Here is a 19362-nt window from a genome sequence, read left to right as displayed (position 1 = left end):
ATCAAAAATAAATCCCTATAATTAACCGCACTTTAATGATTTTAGGGAGTAAAAAATGAAAAAACTCAACATCGCTACTCAATCAGGTACGGTATTGCACGGTGTGCTGTTCCCCGCTGAAACCCAAGCGAAAACGGTGGTTATTGCGATTACAGGTATTCACGGTAACTTTTATTCCAATCCGTTTTATTACAACATTGGGGAAACGCTGAGCAAAGCGGGGGTGGATTTTCTTTATGCACAAACTCGCAATGCGTTCGGTAAAATGCAAGAAGTGAACGCCTTAACCAACGAACCTGAAATTATCGGGTCGTTCAATGAAGATTTTGCAAAAACCATTGAAGATTTGACCGCTTACCTTGATTTTGCCGAACAGCAAGGCTATGAAAATATCGTGCTGGCAGGACATTCTTTGGGAGCGAATAAGGTCATCTATTATTTGAGTGAAACGCAAGATCCACGAGTGAGCAAATTTTTACTGCTCAGCCCCGCTAATGTTACCCATTTAACTAATTTTGTCGGTGAGCCTGAGCGTGCCTACATTCGCCAAATGGTTGAAAAGGGTCAAGGGCAAAAATTGCTCCCTTTTGAGCTATTTGGTTGGTTGCCAGCCACGGCGGATACCGCCTATCAATGGCTGTATAGCCCGTTGCTGAATAATGTTCACGTCGAAGCTGATGGTGATTTTTCTCAAGTGGAAAAAATTTCTCATTCTGGGGCTTTGTTAATCGGCACACTTGACCGTTTTACTTACGGCGATCCAAGTGGTTTTTTACGCAATATCAACGCTCACTTCACAAATAGCCAAGCAAACGAGCTGATTTTTATCGAAAACACGGGGCATACTTATCAGCAAAAAGAGCAAGAACTAGCAGATAAAATCCGTGATTTGCTGACAACTTGGGGGATTTAATGCCATTTCTATTTTTAAAGACGAACGTCGCTATTTCGCCAGCACAAGAAATTGAGCTAAAAACCGCTTTCGGCAAGGCTATTGCGTTAGTGCCAAATAAATCGGAGGCGGTGTTGATGATGGAATTGCAAGACAACGCCCGAATGTGGTTGCGTGGCGGTCAGCCACCAATGGCGTTTATCAAGTTGAGCTTGTTCGCCAACCCACAACATTTGGGCTACCCTGAATTGACAGCAATGCTCACTCAACAAGTCGCAGAAATTTTGCCGATTCCGCCCGAAAATGTGTATCTCCAATTTGATGACACTCAGGCGTGGGGCGTGAATGGATTTTATCTTGACTAACAAAATATGCTGAAAATAACTGTCTTTACCGATCCGATGATGGGGCTTTCCTACGAAAGCGAGCCGTTTTTACGCCAGTTGGAAACCCATTTTCCCAATCAACTTCAATTTGCCTATGTAATGGGCGGTTTGGTGCGAAATGTCGCCGACTGGCTGCTGCCGAATGAAACCCTAGCCGAATACAACGCTCGTCTTGCTCGCATTTACGAAGCGGAACAAGCGATTTCAGGCTTACCGATTTCAATGCCGAACCTCAATTTGTTTACCGCTGAACGCCCCTCGTCCCTGTCGTTAAATTTGGCATACAAAGCGGCTCAGTTGGTGGATAGCCGCAAAGCGGACGCTTTTTTATACCGCTTGCGATACGCCACCATTGTGGAAGTTCGCCCAACCAATGATTTAAACGAGATTTTAGAGGTTGTGCGAGCGGTTGGCATTGATGAATCGCTGTTTTTACGCCATTTTCAAGACGGTTCAGCCCAAGCGGAATTAGAGCAGGATTTTGCGTTGAAAGATCGCTTAGGCGTGCGTGGCTTGCCTGCCTATCTGTTTGAATTTGAAGGGAAAAAGCTATTAGCAAATGGCGTGCTGAATTTTGCTCAATTTACGCAAATTATCCGCCAAATTTCAGACGGTAAATTGCAACCTCAAGCCCCCAAATTCACCCAAGAAACGCTCTCGGTATTACTCGCTAAGCACCCAGTGATTTCATTCATTGAGTTGCAATATGCTTTCAATGCTAGTGAAGCCGAAGTGCGGTTAATGTTGGCAGATTTTTTGGTAAAGGGGGGAGTGAAATGGATGAATAACCCTGCCTTCATTTGCACGGATTTAACCATTTAATATTGTAATAATAAGCGGTAGAATTCTTGCTAAATTTTGCAAAAGAGAACTCAAAATGGACAGAATTCAAACATTGCAAGTCTTTATCCACGTGGTAGAAACAGGCAGTTTTTCCAAAGCGGCAGATCAGCTAAATTTACACGTTTCAGCGGTTTCCAAAGCGGTGAAGTATTTGGAAAATCAGCTTGGTTTACGCCTGCTTAACCGCACCACTCGTAGCCTAAAATTAACAGCAGAAGGCGAAGCCTTTTATGAAAAAGCGCAATTTTTATTAGCTGAGTTGGAGGAAACATTTCAGGATTTATCAGGCGTGAGCCAACAAGCCAAAGGAAAATTACGCATTGCAATGCCAACTGTTGTCGCCCCTTTTGTGATTGCTAAATTGCCCAACTTTCAACGCCTGTATCCAGAAATCCAGCTGGTGATCACAGTAAGCGATCAGTTGAGTAACTTAGTTAATGACGGCTTAGATTGCACCCTTCGCTTAGGCGAGCTGGCTGATGCCAGTTATATCGCCCGCCGTTTAGCCAATGTAGCAATGCAGACTTGTGCCTCGCCAAGCTATCTTGCCCAACACGGCACGCCTGAAACGTTAGCGGATTTAGCACAACATCAGGTTGTGCATTACGTTTCAGGTCAGCAAGGGAAAATTATGCCGTGGAGATTTCTTGAGCAGTCAGAGGAAGTTGAGCAATTTAAAAACACCCACGCAACGCAAGTAAATGACTCAAACGCCCTATTATTTACCGCACTTTCAGGGCTTGGCATTGTGCAAATGCCAGATTTGATGCTTCGTCCTTATTTAGAACGTGGCGAGCTTGTACCGATTTTGACAGCGCTGCAAACTCCAACTCGCCCACTTTGGATTATTTATCCTCAACGCCAATTTATTCCAAAGCGTTTGGCAGTGTTTATTGAATGGCTCATGGCATTAGCATGGAATGAATAACCGGCCGCTCAAACTAATGATCGAGCAGATCATTGCTTTGCTTTTTAGTTGAGGCATTTGGTTAGAAATAGAAAAGAAGAAGGTGCGACATTACGCACCTTATGAAGACTACGCAAAGTCTTGTAATTCAGGGTTGATTGGGGGTTCAGCAATATTGTTTACGTAGTTACATAATGTCGCTAAGCTTACACCTAAAATTACATCAATTGCATTTTGTTGGTTATAACCGGCAGCAAAGAATTCATTTAATAGTGCTTCGGTTAATTTTGCTTTTTGTAACATTATCGTAAGCATGAAGCGTGCCAAAGTATATCTAATTTCGGATTTGAAATACGTGCTGTTGCACGAATTTGATCAACGATTTCTTTTGGTGCGTTTAACGCTTTTAAAGAAATTTTAGTATGACCGGCAACACAGAATCCGCAACCGTTTACCACAGCCGCAGTAATTTGTACCACTTCGCGCTCAAGCGGTGTTAAGCTGTTACGGCCGTTAATGCCACCTACCGTACGATAAGTTTCTAACGCAGTTGGAGCATTAGCTAATACGCCGATTAAATTTGGAATAAAACCGTTGGCTTGTTGTACAGCCTTTAGCGCTTCTTGTGCAGATTCCGGTGCGGTTTCAATCGTGTGAATTTGAAATTTTGACATACATAAGTTCCTTATAGGGAGTAATCTATTTCATGAAATGAAAAAGGTTAAGCTCCTCTAAATGCAAAGATTTTTTTACATTTTGTGCATGTAAATACCTATTTTATATAATAAAAAATTCTATAACGAATGAGAGAAAGGATAGACGTTGATGAATAACAAACACATTTATCTTGCTTCAAATAGCTCGCGCCGCTGGGAATTGTTACAAAATTTAGGCTTGGATTTGCTTCGTTTATCGAGTGAAATTGATGAATCGCCGCAAGCAAATGAAAAAGCAGATGAGTATTGCCTGCGGATTGCCAAACAGAAGAATCAAGCGGCACAAGCGGTCAGAATTGCGGAAAATCTTGCAGAACACCCGATACTGACGGCGGATACGACAGTTTCAATTGATGGCAAAATTCTCGGTAAACCGAAAGATGAGCAAGACGCTTTTGCGATGCTAAAAATGTTATCCGGCAGAACGCATCAAGTATTTACTGCCGTTTGCCTTAGTTACCAAGGCAAGCAAGTGGAATGTCTGCACACCAGTGAAGTGAGTTTTAGAAGGTTAACCGATGCTGAAATTCATGCTTATATTGCGACGGGTGAGCCGATGGATAAAGCCGGTGCTTATGGTATTCAGCAATTTGGTGGGGTATTTGTCGAGCGGTTATCGGGAAGCTTTACCGGCGTGATGGGTTTGCCAGTGTTTGAAACAGCAGAATTATTAAAGCAGTTTGATTTGCAAATTTTTTAAAAAATGAGACCGCTTGTTTGCCACGTTATAGGCTTACAAGCGGTCTTTTTTTCGAATTAAATTGCTAATTCAAATGCGTAGAAAGCCACTAACGCAATCGCAATGATTACCGTACCTACGTTGAGTTTTTTGAATTCGCCCGAAATGATACGGCCGATCACTAACGCGGCAAAACCAAGCATAATACCGGTTACGATATTAGCGGTTAATACGATAAATACCGCACAAACTAAGCCTGACATTGCGCCGACAAAATCATCGAAATCCAGTTTTGAAACGTTACTTAACATTAACAGACCGACGTACATTAATGCTGGAGCCGTCGCATAGCCCGGTACTAAAAATGCAAGCGGTTGGAAAAATAGCATTAATAAGAAGCCGATACCGACAACTACTGCGGTTAAACCGGTTTTACCGCCTACCGCTGTACCTGCCGCCGATTCAATATAAACTGCTGCCGGTGCCGTACCGAATAACCCTGAAAGTACAGAACCTAATGAGTCTGAGGTTAACGCTTTATCGCCGTTAATAATTTGACCGTCTTTATCTAATAAATTCGCTTGACCCGCTACCGCACGAATTGTACCGGTTGCGTCAAAGATAGCAGTCATCACTAATGCAAATACCACAGGTAAAATTGCAGTATTTAATGCACCCATCACATCAAGATTTAAGAATTGAGAATTTTCTCCGAAGCTAGGCATTTTGAAGAAGCCAGCATATTTTACGTTCGGATCAAACACTAAGCCGATGATTGTGATCGCAATGATCACCCATAGAATACTGCCTTTAACTTTTAAACGCTCTAAACCAATAATTGCTGCTAAGCCAAGTAAAGCCATAATGACCGGGAATGAGGTGAAATCGCCCATTTTTACCGGTAAACCCGCTTGATTGCCAACCACTAAGCCCACGCCGTTCGCTGCGATTAACAGTAAAAATAAACCGATACCGATACCTGCGCCATGTGCAATGCTTGCTGGTAAGTTACGTAAAATCCATGTACGAACGCCGGTTACCGAAATGAGTGTGAATAATACTCCCATTAAGAAAATTGCACCGAGTGCAACCGGAATTGAGATTCCTTGACCAAGCACTAAACTGAATGCGGTAAATGCGGTTAAAGAAATCGCACAGCCAATCGCCATTGGCGCATTTGCCCATAAGCCGATTAAAATTGAGCCTAAACCCGACACTAAACAGGTTGCGATAAATACCGATTCAGCCGGAAAACCGGCTTGGCTTAACATACCCGGTACGACAATCACAGAATATACCATTGCTAAGAATGTGGTTAAGCCCGCAATAATTTCTTGGCGGGTATTGGTGCCACGTTCTTCAAACTTAAACAAAGACATAAAATGAAAACCTCAAATAACTAGAATAAAAATTTTAAGGGGCGAATTCTACAGAAGTCGGACTCAATAAGCAAACGGTTAGGCAAACGTTTGCATAAAATCCGCTAAATAAGCGGTCTGATTTTCTTAAAAATTTGCAAATCTCTTTTAAAAAGAACGGACTTCACAAAGGATTTCATGAAGTCCGTATATTCTGTGGCTAAATTTGCAAAAAATTTTAGAAATTTGACCGCTTGTAAAGGTTTAATTAGTGAGCTGAAGCGAGTTGTTCTAGATCTTTATCAATGTAATATAACGCTTTGCCGTCTTCGCCTAACAGTTTGAATTTATTTAAAATTGAATTAAATAAGAATTCTTCTTCGTGCTGTTCAGCCACATACCACTGTAAGAAGTTAAATGATGAGTAATCTTTTGCTTCAAAAGTGACTTCCACTAATTTATTGATTGAATCCGTTACGTGTTTTTCGTGTTCTAATACGATTTCAAATAAAGATTTTAACGAATCATATTTGGCTTTCGGCGCTTCAATCGCATAAATTTCAGCTAATGACCCGGTTTCATTTAAATAAGTGAATAAGCGGCGCATATGGTCCATTTCTTCGGTTGCGTGCGCTTTTAAGAATTTTGCCGCACCCGGGAAACCATTATTATCCGCCCATGCTGACATTTGCAAATAAACATTTGAAGAATAAAATTCTAAATTTAATTGGTCGTTTAATTGTTTAATAATTGCTGGTGATAACATTATGCGGCTCCTTGTTCATGATCTAAGGTTTCTAAGTCTTTATCGATGAAATAGAGTGATTTATTGCCATCGCCTGCCACTGCAAACTTATCTAAAATCTCACCGAATAATTTTTCTTCTTCATGTTGTTCTGCGACATACCATTGTAAGAAGTTGAAGGTAGAATAATCTTTTGTGGCAAATGTCACTTCAACTAATTCATTAATTTTTGCAGTGACGTGTTTTTCATGCGCAAGCACTTCATCAAATAACTCTTTTAATGAAGCATATTCTTTACGTGGCGCTTCAATTTTACCGAGCAACGGTAAGCCGCCGGTTTCACTTACATAGTTAAATAATTTTTGCATATGTTCTAATTCTTCATCTGCATGACGAAGTAAGAAGTTTGCCGCACCGGCAAAACCATTTTTTGAACACCATGCCGACATTTGTAAATAGACGTTTGAAGAGTAGAACTCCAAGTTGATTTGTTCATTGAGTTTATCAATGATTTTTTGTTGTAACATTTTTTACCTCTAAGCTAAGATTAAAAATTTGTTAAATAATGAGAGCTAATTTCATTACGAAATCCAGATATGACAAAGGGGCGGAAAATTTCCACCCCTTTGAGTAATCGCGCTAATTATACACGATAATTTAGCAAGAAACTATCCCTCTTAGTCAGTAATCAACAAATGCTTGTTGATCGGCACCTTCTTTCTCTACAACCGGTTTTACCATGTGTTCACGGTTTAAACCAAGTTGTAATGCGACACCAATCGCAATATAAATTGATGAGTAAGTACCGAAGCCGATACCAATCAATAATGCGAGTGAGAAGCTATGAATCGTTGGGCCCCCGAACCAATATAATGAGGCAACCACAAATAAAGTTGTTACCGAAGTCATTAAGGTTCTTGAAAGCGTTTGACTTAACGAAATATCAATTACTTCTTGCGAACTTACACGGCGAATTTTACTAAAGTTCTCACGTACACGGTCAAATACCACGATAGAGTCATTTAATGAATAACCTACTACGGAAAGAATTGCCGCCACGAAAGTCAGGTCAATCTCAATCTGTAAGAATGAGAAAATACCGATAGTAACTAATACGTCGTGGAATAACGCTAGAATACCGCCAATCGCTAAACGAATTTCGAAACGAGTACCAACGTAAAGTAATAACATACCGAGCGTTGCAAGCGTTGCCCAAATTGCACCTTGAGTAAGTTCTTCACCCACATTAGGTCCTACGAATTCAACACTTTTAATCGTTGCCGAGGGGTCTAAATCTTGATGTACAAGATCCATAATCTTGTTACCTAAAGACATATCCCCCGCAGACGCCGGTAAACGAATCATAAGCTCTTTTTGGCTGCCGGTCGTTTGCACTAACGCATTACCGTAACCGTTTTGTTCCAATAAGCTGCGTACCTTGCCTAAATCGGCAGGTTGTGAGAAGGTGGTTTCAATTACCGTACCACCGGTAAAATCTAAACCCCAGTTAAACCCTTTGGTGACGATAGAGAAAATACATAATGCGGTGACGATTAATGAAAATACGAAACCGACATAACGATATTTCATAAATGGAACAAGTTTATACGGCAGTTTAATTTCCGACGCATCTTTTTCTGTTTGTATAGTTGCCATTTATTCCACCTTAAATCCAAAGTTTTTTCACACGTTTATTGCCGCCGTATACCCAGTTAACAAGCATACGAGTACCGGTAATTGCGGTGAACATTGAAATCATTACTCCAAGTGCAAGGGTAATTGCGAAGCCTTTTACCGGGCCTGTACCCACTGCATATAACACTAAAGAGGTTAAAATAGTGGTTAAGTTTGAGTCGAAAATCGAAGTGAAGGCACCGTTATAACCTTCGTGAATTGCCTGTTGAACTGAACGCCCGTTACGCAATTCTTCTTTAATTCGCTCATAAATTAACACGTTGGCATCCACCGACATACCTACAGCAAGTACGATACCGGCGATCCCCGGCATGGTAAGCGTAGCACCAATTAATGACATTAAACCAACAGTTAGCACCATATTTACTGTGAGTGCTGCGGCAGCGAATAGACCGAACATTTTGTAGTAAATTAAACAAAATGCGATAGTTAAAATTAAGCCGTACATACCGGCTTCCATCCCTTTCGCTACGTTATCCGCACCTAATGAAGCACCGATAGTACGCTCCTCTACGATGACAATCGGCGCAATTAATGCACCTGAACGTAAAAGAACCGCAAGGTTTTGTGCTTCTGCCGGCGAGTTAATCCCGGTAATTTGGAATTGGCTGCCAAGACGTGAGTTAATGGTTGCCACATTAATCACTTCTTCGTGTTTTTCTAAAATCACTTTACCTTTTGCATCTTTACGACCGGAGTCTTTAAACTCGCTGTAAAGAGTTGCCATCGGTTTACCTACAGCACTTTTGGTAATTTCCGCCATCATATTACCGCCTTCCGCATCAAGATTGATGCTTACTTGCGGTAAACCACGTTCATCTTTACCTGATGTTGCATCAATAATATGTTCACCGCCTAAAGATGGTTTACGGCGTAACACAACAGCACCGCCATCACGGTTGAATTTTAATTCTGAGTCGGCTGGCACAATACCTCGAGCTGCAGATTCAGGGCTTGCTTCGGCATTTACTAAGCGAAATTCTAATGTCGCTGTTGCACCAAGAAGTTCTTTAGCTCGAGCAGTATCTTGTACACCCGGCAATTCAACCACGATACGGTCTGCTCCTTGACGCTGAATAGTCGGCTCAGAAACACCTAATTCTTCCACACGCTTACGTAAGATCGATAAGTTTTGTTCGATTGCAGTATCACGAGAAGCGGATAAGCCCTCTGCTGAAGGCGTAAATGATACGGTGGTCGTATCAATAAATGTGGCTTCGAGCGTAGTATGCTGACGGCGTACAAAGCGAGCTGCTTTTTCAGCCGTATCCGCATCGGCAAATTCAATCACAGTTGCAAAATTTTCGCCTTTTTTAACCGCTTTATACTGTAATTTTTCTTTACGTAATTCGCTGCGTAAGCCGTCTTGTAGGCTTTCTTGTTGTTTAGTCAGTGCCGTGTTCATATCCACTTCCATTAGGAAGCGTACACCGCCGCGTAAGTCTAAGCCTCGTTTCATCGGGCTACCGCCGATATCGGTTAACCAACTTGGTGTTGCCGGCGCAAGGTTTAGTGCAACAGAGAATTTGTCGCCTAAGACGTCAGAAATTTTTTCTTTAGCAGGTAATTGTTGTTCATCATTTTCAAGACGTACTAAAATCGAGCCGTTCTCAAGAACGGCTGATTTTGGTGTGATATTCATTGATGACAATGTTCCCTGAACTTGAGCGAGCGTTTCGCTCGTGGCTTCTTGACCTCGAGTACCTGAAATTTGTACTGACGGATCTTCGCCGTATAGATTTGGAAGAGCGTATAAACCACCGATGAGTACCACGATGATAATCATCAGGTTCTTCCATAATGGGAAACGATTTAACACAATAAATCCCCTAAGATAGGAAAATTAAGAAAGGGCTTTCATTTGACCTTTTGGTAATACTGCAACAACATAGTTACGAGAAATCACCACTTCGGTTGTATCGTTTAATGCGATCACGATGTTTTCGTTTTCCGCACTTACTTTAGTGATACGACCAATTAAGCCGCCATTTGTTAATACTTCATCACCTTTTGCTAGGTTAGAAAGTAAATCACGTTGCTGTTTTTGGCGTTTCGCTTGTGGGCGATAAATCATAAAATAAAAAATAAGACCGAATACCGCTAAAATTACGATCATTTCTAATCCGCCACCTTGTTGCATAAAAGCTCCTTAAATCAATAGGTTAGTGTTTAAAAGAAAAAATTCCCATATAAATGAGAAAATTGGTCGTTAAAATAGCATAAATTCAACTGTTTAACGAGAGGAAAATGTTAGTGCTAAGATTTTCTTTTTACAGTAGGATTCAAATATTGTGTTAAGTTTCATAAAATTCAATTCACAAAGGAAAAATAATGAAAAATTCTCTTAAATTAGCTACGCTTTTCTCACTTTTATTTGCGAATGTCGCTTTTGCGCATAATGTACAACTCAATGCGGCATTACCGAGTATTACGGTCGCGAAAGATGGCGAATTAACGTTGAATGGTAACAAAATAAGTTATAAAAACTGGCAGTCATCAAGCTTAAACGGTAAAGTGCGAGTGGTTCATCACTTTGCCGGCAGAAGCAGCGTAAAAGATAAAAATAAAGCTCTGATTGAAGCAATTAAATCGGCAGGTTTTGATCGGACTAAATATCAAACCGTCACAATTGTGAATGCGGATGATGCGATTGTCGGTACTGGTGTGTTTGTAAAAAATAGCGTTGAAGACGGTAAAATTGAAAATCCGCACAGCCAAGTGGTATTAGACCAAAACGGTAGTGTGAAAAATGCGTGGGGTTTAAAAGCGAAAGAAAGTTTTATCGCAGTATTAGATAAAACGGGTAAAGTACAATTTGTTTCGGAAGGCAAGTTATCTCCGATGCAAGTTCAGCAAGTGATTGATTTAGTTAAGCAATTAACTGAAAAATAAAAAATCATAAGGGCGTTTCATAACGCCCTTATTGTTGTAAAAAATTATGAAAATTTGACCGCTTATTCGGTGGTAAGGAAAGCAATATAATTACAGCTTACATCATTATTTAGCCAAAACTTTTCGGTTAAAGGATTAAAATGATAGCCTTTCATTTCTAGGCAACGAAGCTCTGCTTGATCGCACCAATTCAATAATTCTGCCGGTTTGATGAATTTTTCAAATTCGTGTGTACCTTTAGGCAACATTTTTAAAACATATTCCGCCCCAATAATGACTAACATATAAGCCTTGAACGTGCGATTGATAGTTGAGAGAAATAGTACGCCGTTCGGTCTAAGTAATGCTTTACAACTCTGAATAATAGAAAGTGGATCAGGCACGTGTTCCAATATTTCCATACAAGTAATTACATCAAATTTCTCGGCATGACAAGCGGTCTGATTTTGTACAAAATCTTCAATAGTGGTTTGTTGGTAATCAATGGTTAAACTGCTTTCTTCGGCGTGTTTACGTGCAATTTCAAGCGGTTCGGTCGTTATATCAATACCGGTAACATTGGCACCGGCTTTTGCCATAGCTTCACTTAAAATGCCACCACCACAGCCGACGTCCAACACTTTTTTTCCGAATAAACCGTTTGATTTTTGTTGAATATAGTCTAAGCGTAATGGATTGAGCAGATGAATCGGTTTAAAACTACCGTTCGGATCCCACCAAGTGGTTGCCATTTTTTCAAATTTATCAAGTTCTTGTTGGTCAATATTACGCATTACAGCCTCTGGAAAGATAGATAGAAAAGTCAAATTGCGAAATAAATGGCAAATTTGACCGCTTCCTTACATTTTCAACTTTCAATTTTCAACTTTCAACTGTTTTTTATGCTATAATTGCGTGAATTTTTCGCCCTCTACTTTCCACGTAGTTTGGGGCAATCTTTTTTATAAACGTGATTAGGAAATTTCAATGAGCGAATTAGCCAAAGATATTACCCCCGTCAGTATTGAAGACGAGTTAAAAACGTCTTATCTCGACTATGCGATGTCTGTTATTGTCGGACGTGCGCTACCCGATGTGCGTGATGGTTTAAAACCGGTACACCGCCGCGTGTTATTCTCAATGGATCAAAACAGCAATACGTTTAACCGTCCACACGTAAAATCTGCACGTGTGGTGGGTGACGTAATCGGTAAATATCACCCGCACGGTGATTCAGCTGTTTATGACACCATTGTACGTATGGCACAGCCGTTCTCACTTCGTTATATGTTGGTTGACGGTCAAGGTAACTTTGGTTCAATTGACGGCGATGCACCGGCAGCGATGCGTTATACCGAAGTGCGTATGCAAAAAATTACGCAGGAATTATTAACGGACCTAGATAAAGAAACCGTGGATTACTCGCCGAACTATGACGGCAAAGAGATGATTCCGGACGTATTACCGACCAAAATCCCTGCGTTATTGGTAAATGGTTCATCCGGTATTGCGGTTGGTATGGCAACCAATATTCCACCGCACAACTTAAATGAAGTGTTGGACGGTTGTTTAGCCTATATTGAAAACGAGCAAATCAGCATTGAAGAATTAATGCGTTTTATCCCAGGGCCGGATTTCCCGACAGGGGCGATTATTAACGGTCGTAAAGGGATTGAAGAAGCGTATCGTACCGGTCGTGGTAAAGTTTATGTGCGTGCTAAAGCAAGCGTAGAAACCACGGAAAAAGGCCGTGAGCAAATTATTGTTACTGAGCTTCCGTACCAAGTAAACAAAGCGAAGTTGATCGAGAAAATTGCCGAATTAGTGAAAGATAAGAAAATCGAAGGCATTAGCGGTATTCAAGATCATTCGGACAAAAAAGGCATCTCAATTGTTATCGAAGTAAAACGTGATGCGGTCGGTGAAGTGGTATTAAATCACCTTTACTCATTAACTCAAATGCAAGTCACGTTTGGTATCAATATGGTTGCGCTTGATCACGGTCAGCCGAAAGTATTGAACTTAAAACAAATTATCGAAGCATTCGTGAAACACCGCCGTGAAGTGGTGACACGCCGTACCATTTTTGAATTACGCAAAGCGCGTGAGCGTGCGCATATTTTAGAAGGTTTAGCGATTGCATTAGCCAATATCGATCCGGTTATTGAGTTAATTCGTAACTCAAAAACAGCGGACGAAGCGCGTGAAGGTTTATTAGCGCGTGCGTGGGCATTGGGTAATGTAGCACCAATGTTAGAAGCTGCCGGCGTAGATGCGTCACGTCCGGAAGATTTACCGGAAAACTTAGGTGTACGTGACGGTCAATACTATCTTTCTGAAGCACAAGCCCGTGCGATTTTAGAATTACGTTTACACCGTTTAACCGGTTTAGAACATGAAAAAATTGTTGATGAATATAAAGAACTACTTACTGAAATCGGCGAGTTATTACATATTCTAAGCAGTGCAGAACGCTTAATGGAAGTGATACGTGAAGAATTAGAAAAAGTGAAAGCAGAATTCGGTGACGAACGTCGTACCGAAATTACAGCGGCTTCGGGCGATATTAATATGGAAGATTTAATCGCCCAAGAAGACGTAGTAGTCACACTTTCTCACGCAGGTTACGTGAAATATCAACCGCTTTCCGACTACGAAGCACAACGTCGTGGCGGTAAAGGTAAATCGGCTACTAAAATGAAAGAAGACGATTTCATTGAGAAATTATTAGTGGCGAATACCCACGATACAATTTTATGTTTCTCAAGCCGTGGTCGTTTATATCAATTAAAAGTATATCAATTACCGCAAGCAAGCCGTGGTGCACGTGGTACGCCAATCGTGAACATTCTGCCGTTAGTGAAAGAAGAAAATGAGCGTATCACTGCGATTCTACCGATTCCGAATGGTGAGTTTAGTGCGGATAAATTTATCTTTATGGCAACCGCAAGCGGTGTAGTGAAGAAAGTAAGTTTAGATGCGTTCAGTAACGTGCGATCAAGCGGTCTAATTGCATTAAAACTTCGTGAAGGCGATGAGTTAATCGGCGTTGATATTACCGATGGCGAGAGCGAGATTATGTTGTTTTCGGCACAAGGTCGAGTGGTACGTTTTGCAGAAAAAGCGGTGCGTGCAATGGGACGTACCGCAACAGGTGTTCGAGGCATTAAGCTTGCTACGACAGAAATTTCAAGTGAAGAAATTGAAGAAGCGGAAATCGTAGAAATTGAAAACGAGGAAGCGGAAGAGTCTTCAGTAAGTCTTGATACTGACCGAGTGGTTTCACTTGTGATTCCACGTACGGAAGGCGATATTCTGACTGTAACGCAAAACGGTTTCGGTAAACGTACCGTGATTGGCGAATATCCGGTTAAATCTCGTGCAACTAAAGGTGTGGTTTCTATCAAAGTGAACGAGCGTAACGGTAAAGTGGTTGCAGCGGTTCAAGTTGAAGAGGCGGATCAAATTATGTTGATTACCGATGCCGGAACGCTAGTTCGTACCCGAGTCGCAGAAGTCAGCCTCGTTGGTCGTAACACCCAAGGCGTTCGCATTATCCGTACTGCAGATGACGAAAGCGTAGTAAGTGTAGAACGAGTTTGCGAACCTGATGATGAAGACGAAAACAGCGAAGCGTTAGACAACGTAGAAAGCACAGAAACTTCAACAGAAGCCTAAACAAAGGGCGTAAGACCCTAAACAAGCGGTCGGATTTTGGTAAAATTTTGCAAAAATCCGACCGCTTTTGATTATAAGCAAGAGAGGAAAGGTAAGATGACAGCAATTCAACAAAGAGCAGAACTTCAACGTAGTATTTGGCAAATCGCAAATGAAGTACGTGGTTCGGTTGATGGTTGGGATTTCAAACAATACGTGCTTGGTACGTTGTTCTATCGCTTTATTAGCGAACATTTTGTGAATTACATTGAGGGTGGCGATGAGAGCATAAAATATGCAACTTGGTCGGACGATGATGAAAATATCAAGTTAGGCAAAGAACACGTTATCAAAGAAAAAGGCTATTTTATCTACCCAAGCCAGCTGTTTGAAAACGTGGTAAAAAATGCCCATAACAACCCAAATTTAAACACCGAACTCAAAGAAATTTTTACTGCTATCGAAAGCTCTGCTACAGGCTACGATTCTGAAAACGACATTAAGGGCTTGTTTGCGGATTTTGATACCACATCTAACCGCTTGGGCAATACGGTGGAAGACAAAAATAAGCGATTGGCAGCGGTGCTACAACGCGTAGCTGAACTGCCTTTTGGGCGTTTTGAAGATAACCAAATTGATTTGTTTGGCGATGCTTACGAGTTCTTAATTTCTAACTATGCGGCAAATGCGGGGAAATCAGGCGGCGAATTTTTCACGCCACAAAATGTATCAAAATTGATTGCCCAACTTGCGTTGCACGGTCAAAAAGCGGTAAACAAAATTTATGACCCTGCGTGTGGTTCTGGTTCACTCTTGTTGCAGGCGAAAAAGCAATTTGACGACCACATTATTGAAGAAGGCTTTTTCGGGCAGGAAATCAACCACACCACCTACAACCTTGCTCGTATGAATATGTTTTTGCATAACATCAACTACGACAAATTTGACATTTCGCTTGGCGATACGCTACTCAAGCCACAATTTGGCGACAGCAAGCCGTTTGACGCAATCGTGTCTAACCCTCCTTATTCTGTGAAATGGGTGGGCGATAGCGACCCAACGCTGATTAACGATGAGCGTTTTGCCCCAGCTGGCGTACTCGCTCCAAAATCAAAAGCTGATTTTGCCTTTATTTTGCACGCACTTAGCTATCTTTCGGCTCGTGGGCGTGCGGCGATTGTAACCTTCCCCGGCATTTTCTACCGTGGCGGTGCAGAGCAAAAAATCCGTCAATATTTGGTGGATAACAACTTTGTAGAAACCGTGATTTCCCTTGCGCCAAACCTATTTTTTGGCACGAGCATTGCGGTGAATATTTTAGTGTTGTCGAAAAATAAAACCGATAGCAAAACCCAATTTATTGACGCAAGCGGTATTTTTAAGAAAGAAACCAACAACAATGTTTTAACCGATGAGCATATCGCTGAGATTCTCAAATTATTCAGTGATAAAGCCGATATCGATCACTTGGTTAAAATGGTGGACAACCAAGCGATTGCAGACAATGACTACAACCTTGCAGTAAGCTCTTACGTTGAGGCAAAAGACGAGCGAGAAGTGATTAATATCAGCGAACTCAATGCCGAAATTAGCGAAACTGTGGCAAAAATCGACCGTTTGCGTGTACAGATTGATGCAATCATCGGGGATATTGAGGGGTGTCATAATGGATAAAGAATTAAAATATCTGTTATATAACAATGCCGAAGAAGCCATTTCGGTCAATGTTGCCGTAAAAGACGAAACTATTTGGCTAACACAAAAAGCAATGGCGGAGCTGTTTGGCGTAGAAGTGCCAGCAATTTCAAAACATCTTTCCAATATTTTTTCGGAAGGAGAATTACAATTAGATGCAACTATTTCCAAAATGGAAATAGTTCAGCAAGAAGGCAATCGCAACGTAAAGCGTTTGGTGGATTTTTACAATCTTGATGCCATTATTTCTGTGGGTTATCGGGTTAATTCCCGTAAGGCAACCAATTTTCGAATTTGGGCGACAGGTATTTTAAAAGAATATATGACCAAAGGTTTTGTTATGGACGATGAACGTTTAGCTCAGGGCAAGACCACTTTTGGCAAAGATTATTTTTAAGAATTATTAGAGCGAGTTCGCTCTATCCGAACCAGCGAGCGAAGAATATGGCTGCAAATTACCGATATTTTTGCCGAATGCAGTTTGGATTACGACAAAGAAGCTGAAATTACCAAAGAGTTTTACGCAATGGTGCAAAACAAATTTCACTATGCCATCACAGGTAAAACCGCCGCCGAAATCATCAGTGAAAGTGCGGATAAAAACAAAGAAAATATGGGGCTGACATCTTGGAAAAACGCCCCAGACGGTAGAATATTAAAAAGCGATGTAACCATCGCCAAAAACTATTTGGCAGAAAAACAAATTAAGCAATTAGAAAGAGCCGTAACAGGGTATTTTGATTATATCGAGGATTTAATTGAACGGGAAAATACATTCACAATGCAAGATTTTGCGACAAGCATCAATGAGTTTTTGGCGTTTAGAAAATATGAAATTCTAGACGGAAAAGGGCGTTCAGCAAAAAACAAGCTGATACCAAAGTAAAGGCGGAATATGATGAATTTAACAAAACCCAAAAAATTATCTCCGACTTTGAAAAAAGCCTAAGATCCAAAAAATAAAAAGAAAATAAACAATGAATGTTTTATAACTGATTAAAAACTACAAACTGGAATGGAAGTAAAAGTAGGATGGGCTTCAGCCCATCAAATTGATTTGTGTTGGTAGGCGAATGATGGGCTAAAGCCCATCCTACAAGAGATAAAGAGCGGTCAGATTTTAACGAATTTTTGCAAATGGGAAATAAATAATGAATATTTTAGAACTGATTAAAGATTGCAAAGTGGAATGGAAAAGTTTGGGGGAGGTTTTAATCCGTACAAAAGGCACAAAAATAACTGCTGGACAAATGAAAGAATTGCACAAAGAAAATGCCCCTGTAAAAATCTTTGCAGGCGGAAGAACAGTTGCTTTTGTTGATTTTAATGATATTCCCCAAAAAGACATCAATAATGAACCGTCAATTATTGTAAAATCACGGGGAATTATTGAATTTGAATATTATGACAAGCCATTTTCTCATAAAAATGAAATGTGGTCATATCATAGTAAAAATGAAAATATTAATATTAAATTTGTTTATTATTTTCTAAAACAAAATGAACCGCACTTTCAGAATATCGGTTCAAAAATGCAAATGCCACAAATTGCAACTCCAGATACGGATAAATATAAAATCCCAATCCCCCCACTCGAAATTCAAGAAAAAATCGTAAAAACACTTGACATTTTTACGAAGCTGGAAGCTACGCTGGAAGCTGAATTAGCTTTGCGTGTCAAGCAATATGATTATTATCGTAATGAGTTATTGACCTTTGGCGATGATGTGGAGTGGAAAAGTTTAGGGGAAGTGGCGGAAATTGGCACTGGTAGTAGAAATACTAATGAAGCAATTGATAATGGATTGTATCCCTTTTTTGTTCGTTCGCAAGAACCCAAAACAATTAATGAATATGAATTTGATGAAACATCAATTATTACTGCTGGTGATGGTGTAGGCGTTGGGAAGGTATTTCATTATGTTTCGGGAAAATATGCTCTACATCAGCGAGCATATAGAATTGTAGTTAATTCAGAAAGAATAATTCCAAAATTTTTATTCTATTTTATACAAAATAATTTTGCTCATTATTTAAGAATGAAATCAGCAAATTCGTCGGTTACATCGCTAAGAAAGCCAATGTTTGAAAAATACCAAATCCCAATCCCCCAATTATCCACCCAACAAAAAATCGTGGATATTTTGGATAAATTTGACCGCTTGACGAACTCTATTTCAGACGGTTTACCAAAAGAGATTGAATTAAGACGCAAGCAGTATGAATATTATCGTGAGCAGTTGTTGGGGTTTAAGTAGTAGTACAAAATTATCTAGTTGATGGGTATTTTACGGTAGTAAGCAATTTTTGATGTAGTTTAAGCAAGGTAGGAAATATTTTCTAACATATTGAAAAAATAAGGTTTGATTTTCACTAAGCAAGATTTGAGAGAAAGTAAGCAAGGAAAAAAGATGGAATCCATATCAAAAATTAACAGTATCGTGACTAAGGATTACTTAGTGACACAGCCCGAAAATCAGTATTTTGAGCGTAAGGGGTTAGGTGAAAAAGATATTAAACCCACTAAAATTGCCGAAGAGTTAATCGGTATGTTGAATGCCGATGGTGGAATTTTAGCTTTTGGCGTATCAGATGCAGGAGAGATACAAGATTTACGCCAGATTGCTGATAAATTAGATGATTATCGTAAGCTCGTTTTTGATTTTATTAAGCCGCCTTGCCATATTCAGTTGGAAGAAATTGAAATAGATGAAAAACTTATTTTTCTATTTCACGTTGAGCAAGATTTAGAGCGTATTTATTGTCGTAAAGATAACGAAAAATTTTATTTGCGTGTTGCTGATAGTAATAGAGAGCTTAATCAAGAACAAATTAAAAAGTTGGAATATGATAAAAATATTCGTTTATTTGAAGATGAAGTCGTTGTTGATTTTGATATGGATGATCTTGATTAAGAA

At 40.2% G+C, this 19362-nt stretch carries 17 protein-coding genes and 2 pseudogenes; 11 read left to right on the top strand and 8 right to left on the bottom strand.

Annotated features, from left to right (window positions below):
* Window positions 1-55 precede the first annotated feature (55 nt).
* From C228_RS0110230 to C228_RS0110215, 4 genes are read left to right on the top strand one after another with little or no spacing between them, the layout of a single operon-like run.
* Window positions 56-913, top strand: a complete 858-nt coding sequence (locus C228_RS0110230; RefSeq protein ID WP_018652525.1) for an alpha/beta fold hydrolase — start codon at window positions 56-58, stop codon at window positions 911-913.
* Window positions 913-1257, top strand: a complete 345-nt coding sequence (locus C228_RS0110225; RefSeq protein WP_018652524.1) for a tautomerase family protein — start codon at window positions 913-915, stop codon at window positions 1255-1257. Before C228_RS0110230 ends, C228_RS0110225 begins: the two co-directional genes overlap by 1 nt.
* A gap of 6 nt (window positions 1258-1263) precedes the next feature.
* Window positions 1264-2100, top strand: coding sequence for a DsbA family protein (locus C228_RS14190; protein WP_018652523.1), 837 nt, complete (start codon window positions 1264-1266; stop codon window positions 2098-2100).
* A gap of 55 nt (window positions 2101-2155) precedes the next feature.
* Complete coding sequence (locus C228_RS0110215; protein WP_018652522.1) at window positions 2156-3049, top strand: LysR family transcriptional regulator; 894 nt, start codon at window positions 2156-2158, stop codon at window positions 3047-3049.
* A 108-nt stretch (window positions 3050-3157) separates the two neighbouring features.
* Here C228_RS0110215 and C228_RS13635 read toward each other — a convergent pair.
* Window positions 3158-3702: pseudogene (locus tag C228_RS13635) on the bottom strand (carboxymuconolactone decarboxylase family protein).
* A 151-nt stretch (window positions 3703-3853) separates the two neighbouring features.
* Here C228_RS13635 and C228_RS0110205 point away from each other — a divergent pair.
* On the top strand, window positions 3854-4444 hold the full coding sequence (locus C228_RS0110205) for a Maf family protein (protein WP_018652521.1): 591 nt from the start codon (window positions 3854-3856) through the stop codon (window positions 4442-4444).
* Between the two features lie 56 nt (window positions 4445-4500).
* Here the strand turns inward: C228_RS0110205 and C228_RS0110200 are convergent, their stop codons facing one another.
* From C228_RS0110200 to yajC, 6 genes are all read right to left on the bottom strand, one after another.
* Complete coding sequence (locus tag C228_RS0110200; RefSeq protein WP_018652520.1) at window positions 4501-5802, bottom strand: NCS2 family permease; 1302 nt, start codon at window positions 5800-5802, stop codon at window positions 4501-4503.
* Between the two features lie 247 nt (window positions 5803-6049).
* Window positions 6050-6547, bottom strand: coding sequence for a non-heme ferritin (ftnA, locus tag C228_RS0110195; protein WP_018652519.1), 498 nt, complete (start codon window positions 6545-6547; stop codon window positions 6050-6052).
* Complete coding sequence (gene ftnA / locus C228_RS0110190; protein ID WP_018652518.1) at window positions 6547-7053, bottom strand: non-heme ferritin; 507 nt, start codon at window positions 7051-7053, stop codon at window positions 6547-6549. Before ftnA (C228_RS0110190) ends, ftnA (C228_RS0110195) begins: the two co-directional genes overlap by 1 nt.
* Window positions 7054-7207: 154 nt before the next feature.
* On the bottom strand, window positions 7208-8182 hold the full coding sequence (gene secF / locus C228_RS0110185; RefSeq protein ID WP_018652517.1) for a protein translocase subunit SecF: 975 nt from the start codon (window positions 8180-8182) through the stop codon (window positions 7208-7210).
* A 10-nt stretch (window positions 8183-8192) separates the two neighbouring features.
* Window positions 8193-10040 carry a protein translocase subunit SecD gene (gene secD, locus C228_RS0110180; protein ID WP_081618479.1) on the bottom strand — a complete coding sequence of 616 codons (1848 nt, stop codon included), beginning with the start codon at window positions 10038-10040 and terminating at the stop codon, window positions 8193-8195.
* A gap of 24 nt (window positions 10041-10064) precedes the next feature.
* Window positions 10065-10361 carry a preprotein translocase subunit YajC gene (gene yajC / locus C228_RS13630; RefSeq protein WP_005597904.1) on the bottom strand — a complete coding sequence of 99 codons (297 nt, stop codon included), beginning with the start codon at window positions 10359-10361 and terminating at the stop codon, window positions 10065-10067.
* A 191-nt stretch (window positions 10362-10552) separates the two neighbouring features.
* Between yajC and C228_RS0110170 the strand changes: the two genes are divergently transcribed.
* A complete protein-coding gene (locus C228_RS0110170) occupies window positions 10553-11113 on the top strand; it encodes a YtfJ family protein (RefSeq protein ID WP_018652515.1) in 561 nt (186 codons plus the stop codon).
* A gap of 62 nt (window positions 11114-11175) precedes the next feature.
* On the opposite strand, the gene ubiG is transcribed toward C228_RS0110170, so the two are convergent.
* On the bottom strand, window positions 11176-11886 hold the full coding sequence (gene ubiG, locus C228_RS0110165; protein WP_018652514.1) for a bifunctional 2-polyprenyl-6-hydroxyphenol methylase/3-demethylubiquinol 3-O-methyltransferase UbiG: 711 nt from the start codon (window positions 11884-11886) through the stop codon (window positions 11176-11178).
* A gap of 193 nt (window positions 11887-12079) precedes the next feature.
* Here ubiG and gyrA point away from each other — a divergent pair, with 193 nt between their 5' ends.
* The 5 genes and pseudogenes from gyrA to C228_RS15200 all read left to right on the top strand — a co-directional run bounded on the left by gyrA (window position 12080) and on the right by C228_RS15200 (window position 19359).
* Entirely contained in the window at window positions 12080-14770 is a 2691-nt protein-coding gene (gene gyrA, locus C228_RS0110160) for a DNA topoisomerase (ATP-hydrolyzing) subunit A (protein WP_018652513.1), read from the top strand.
* A gap of 96 nt (window positions 14771-14866) precedes the next feature.
* Window positions 14867-16423 carry a type I restriction-modification system subunit M gene (locus tag C228_RS0110155; RefSeq protein WP_018652512.1) on the top strand — a complete coding sequence of 519 codons (1557 nt, stop codon included), beginning with the start codon at window positions 14867-14869 and terminating at the stop codon, window positions 16421-16423.
* Window positions 16329-17330, top strand: a pseudogene (locus tag C228_RS13625) (virulence RhuM family protein). The gene C228_RS0110155 and the pseudogene C228_RS13625 overlap by 95 nt, the downstream one beginning before the upstream one ends.
* Before the next feature lie 265 nt (window positions 17331-17595).
* Entirely contained in the window at window positions 17596-18702 is a 1107-nt protein-coding gene (locus C228_RS0110145; protein WP_018652509.1) for a restriction endonuclease subunit S, read from the top strand.
* Between the two features lie 153 nt (window positions 18703-18855).
* The gene (locus C228_RS15200) at window positions 18856-19359 is read left to right on the top strand and encodes an AlbA family DNA-binding domain-containing protein (RefSeq protein ID WP_018652508.1); all 504 of its coding nucleotides are present in this window, start codon (window positions 18856-18858) and stop codon (window positions 19357-19359) included.
* Window positions 19360-19362: the final 3 nt, after the last annotated feature.

Origin of the sequence: Actinobacillus capsulatus DSM 19761 (assembly GCF_000374285.1) — a bacterium.
In the GTDB taxonomy this organism is placed as follows: Bacteria; Pseudomonadota; Gammaproteobacteria; order Enterobacterales; family Pasteurellaceae; genus Actinobacillus; species Actinobacillus capsulatus.
The sequence above is the reverse complement of the archived record's forward strand: the minus strand, read 5'-3'. Positions and strand labels throughout refer to the sequence as shown.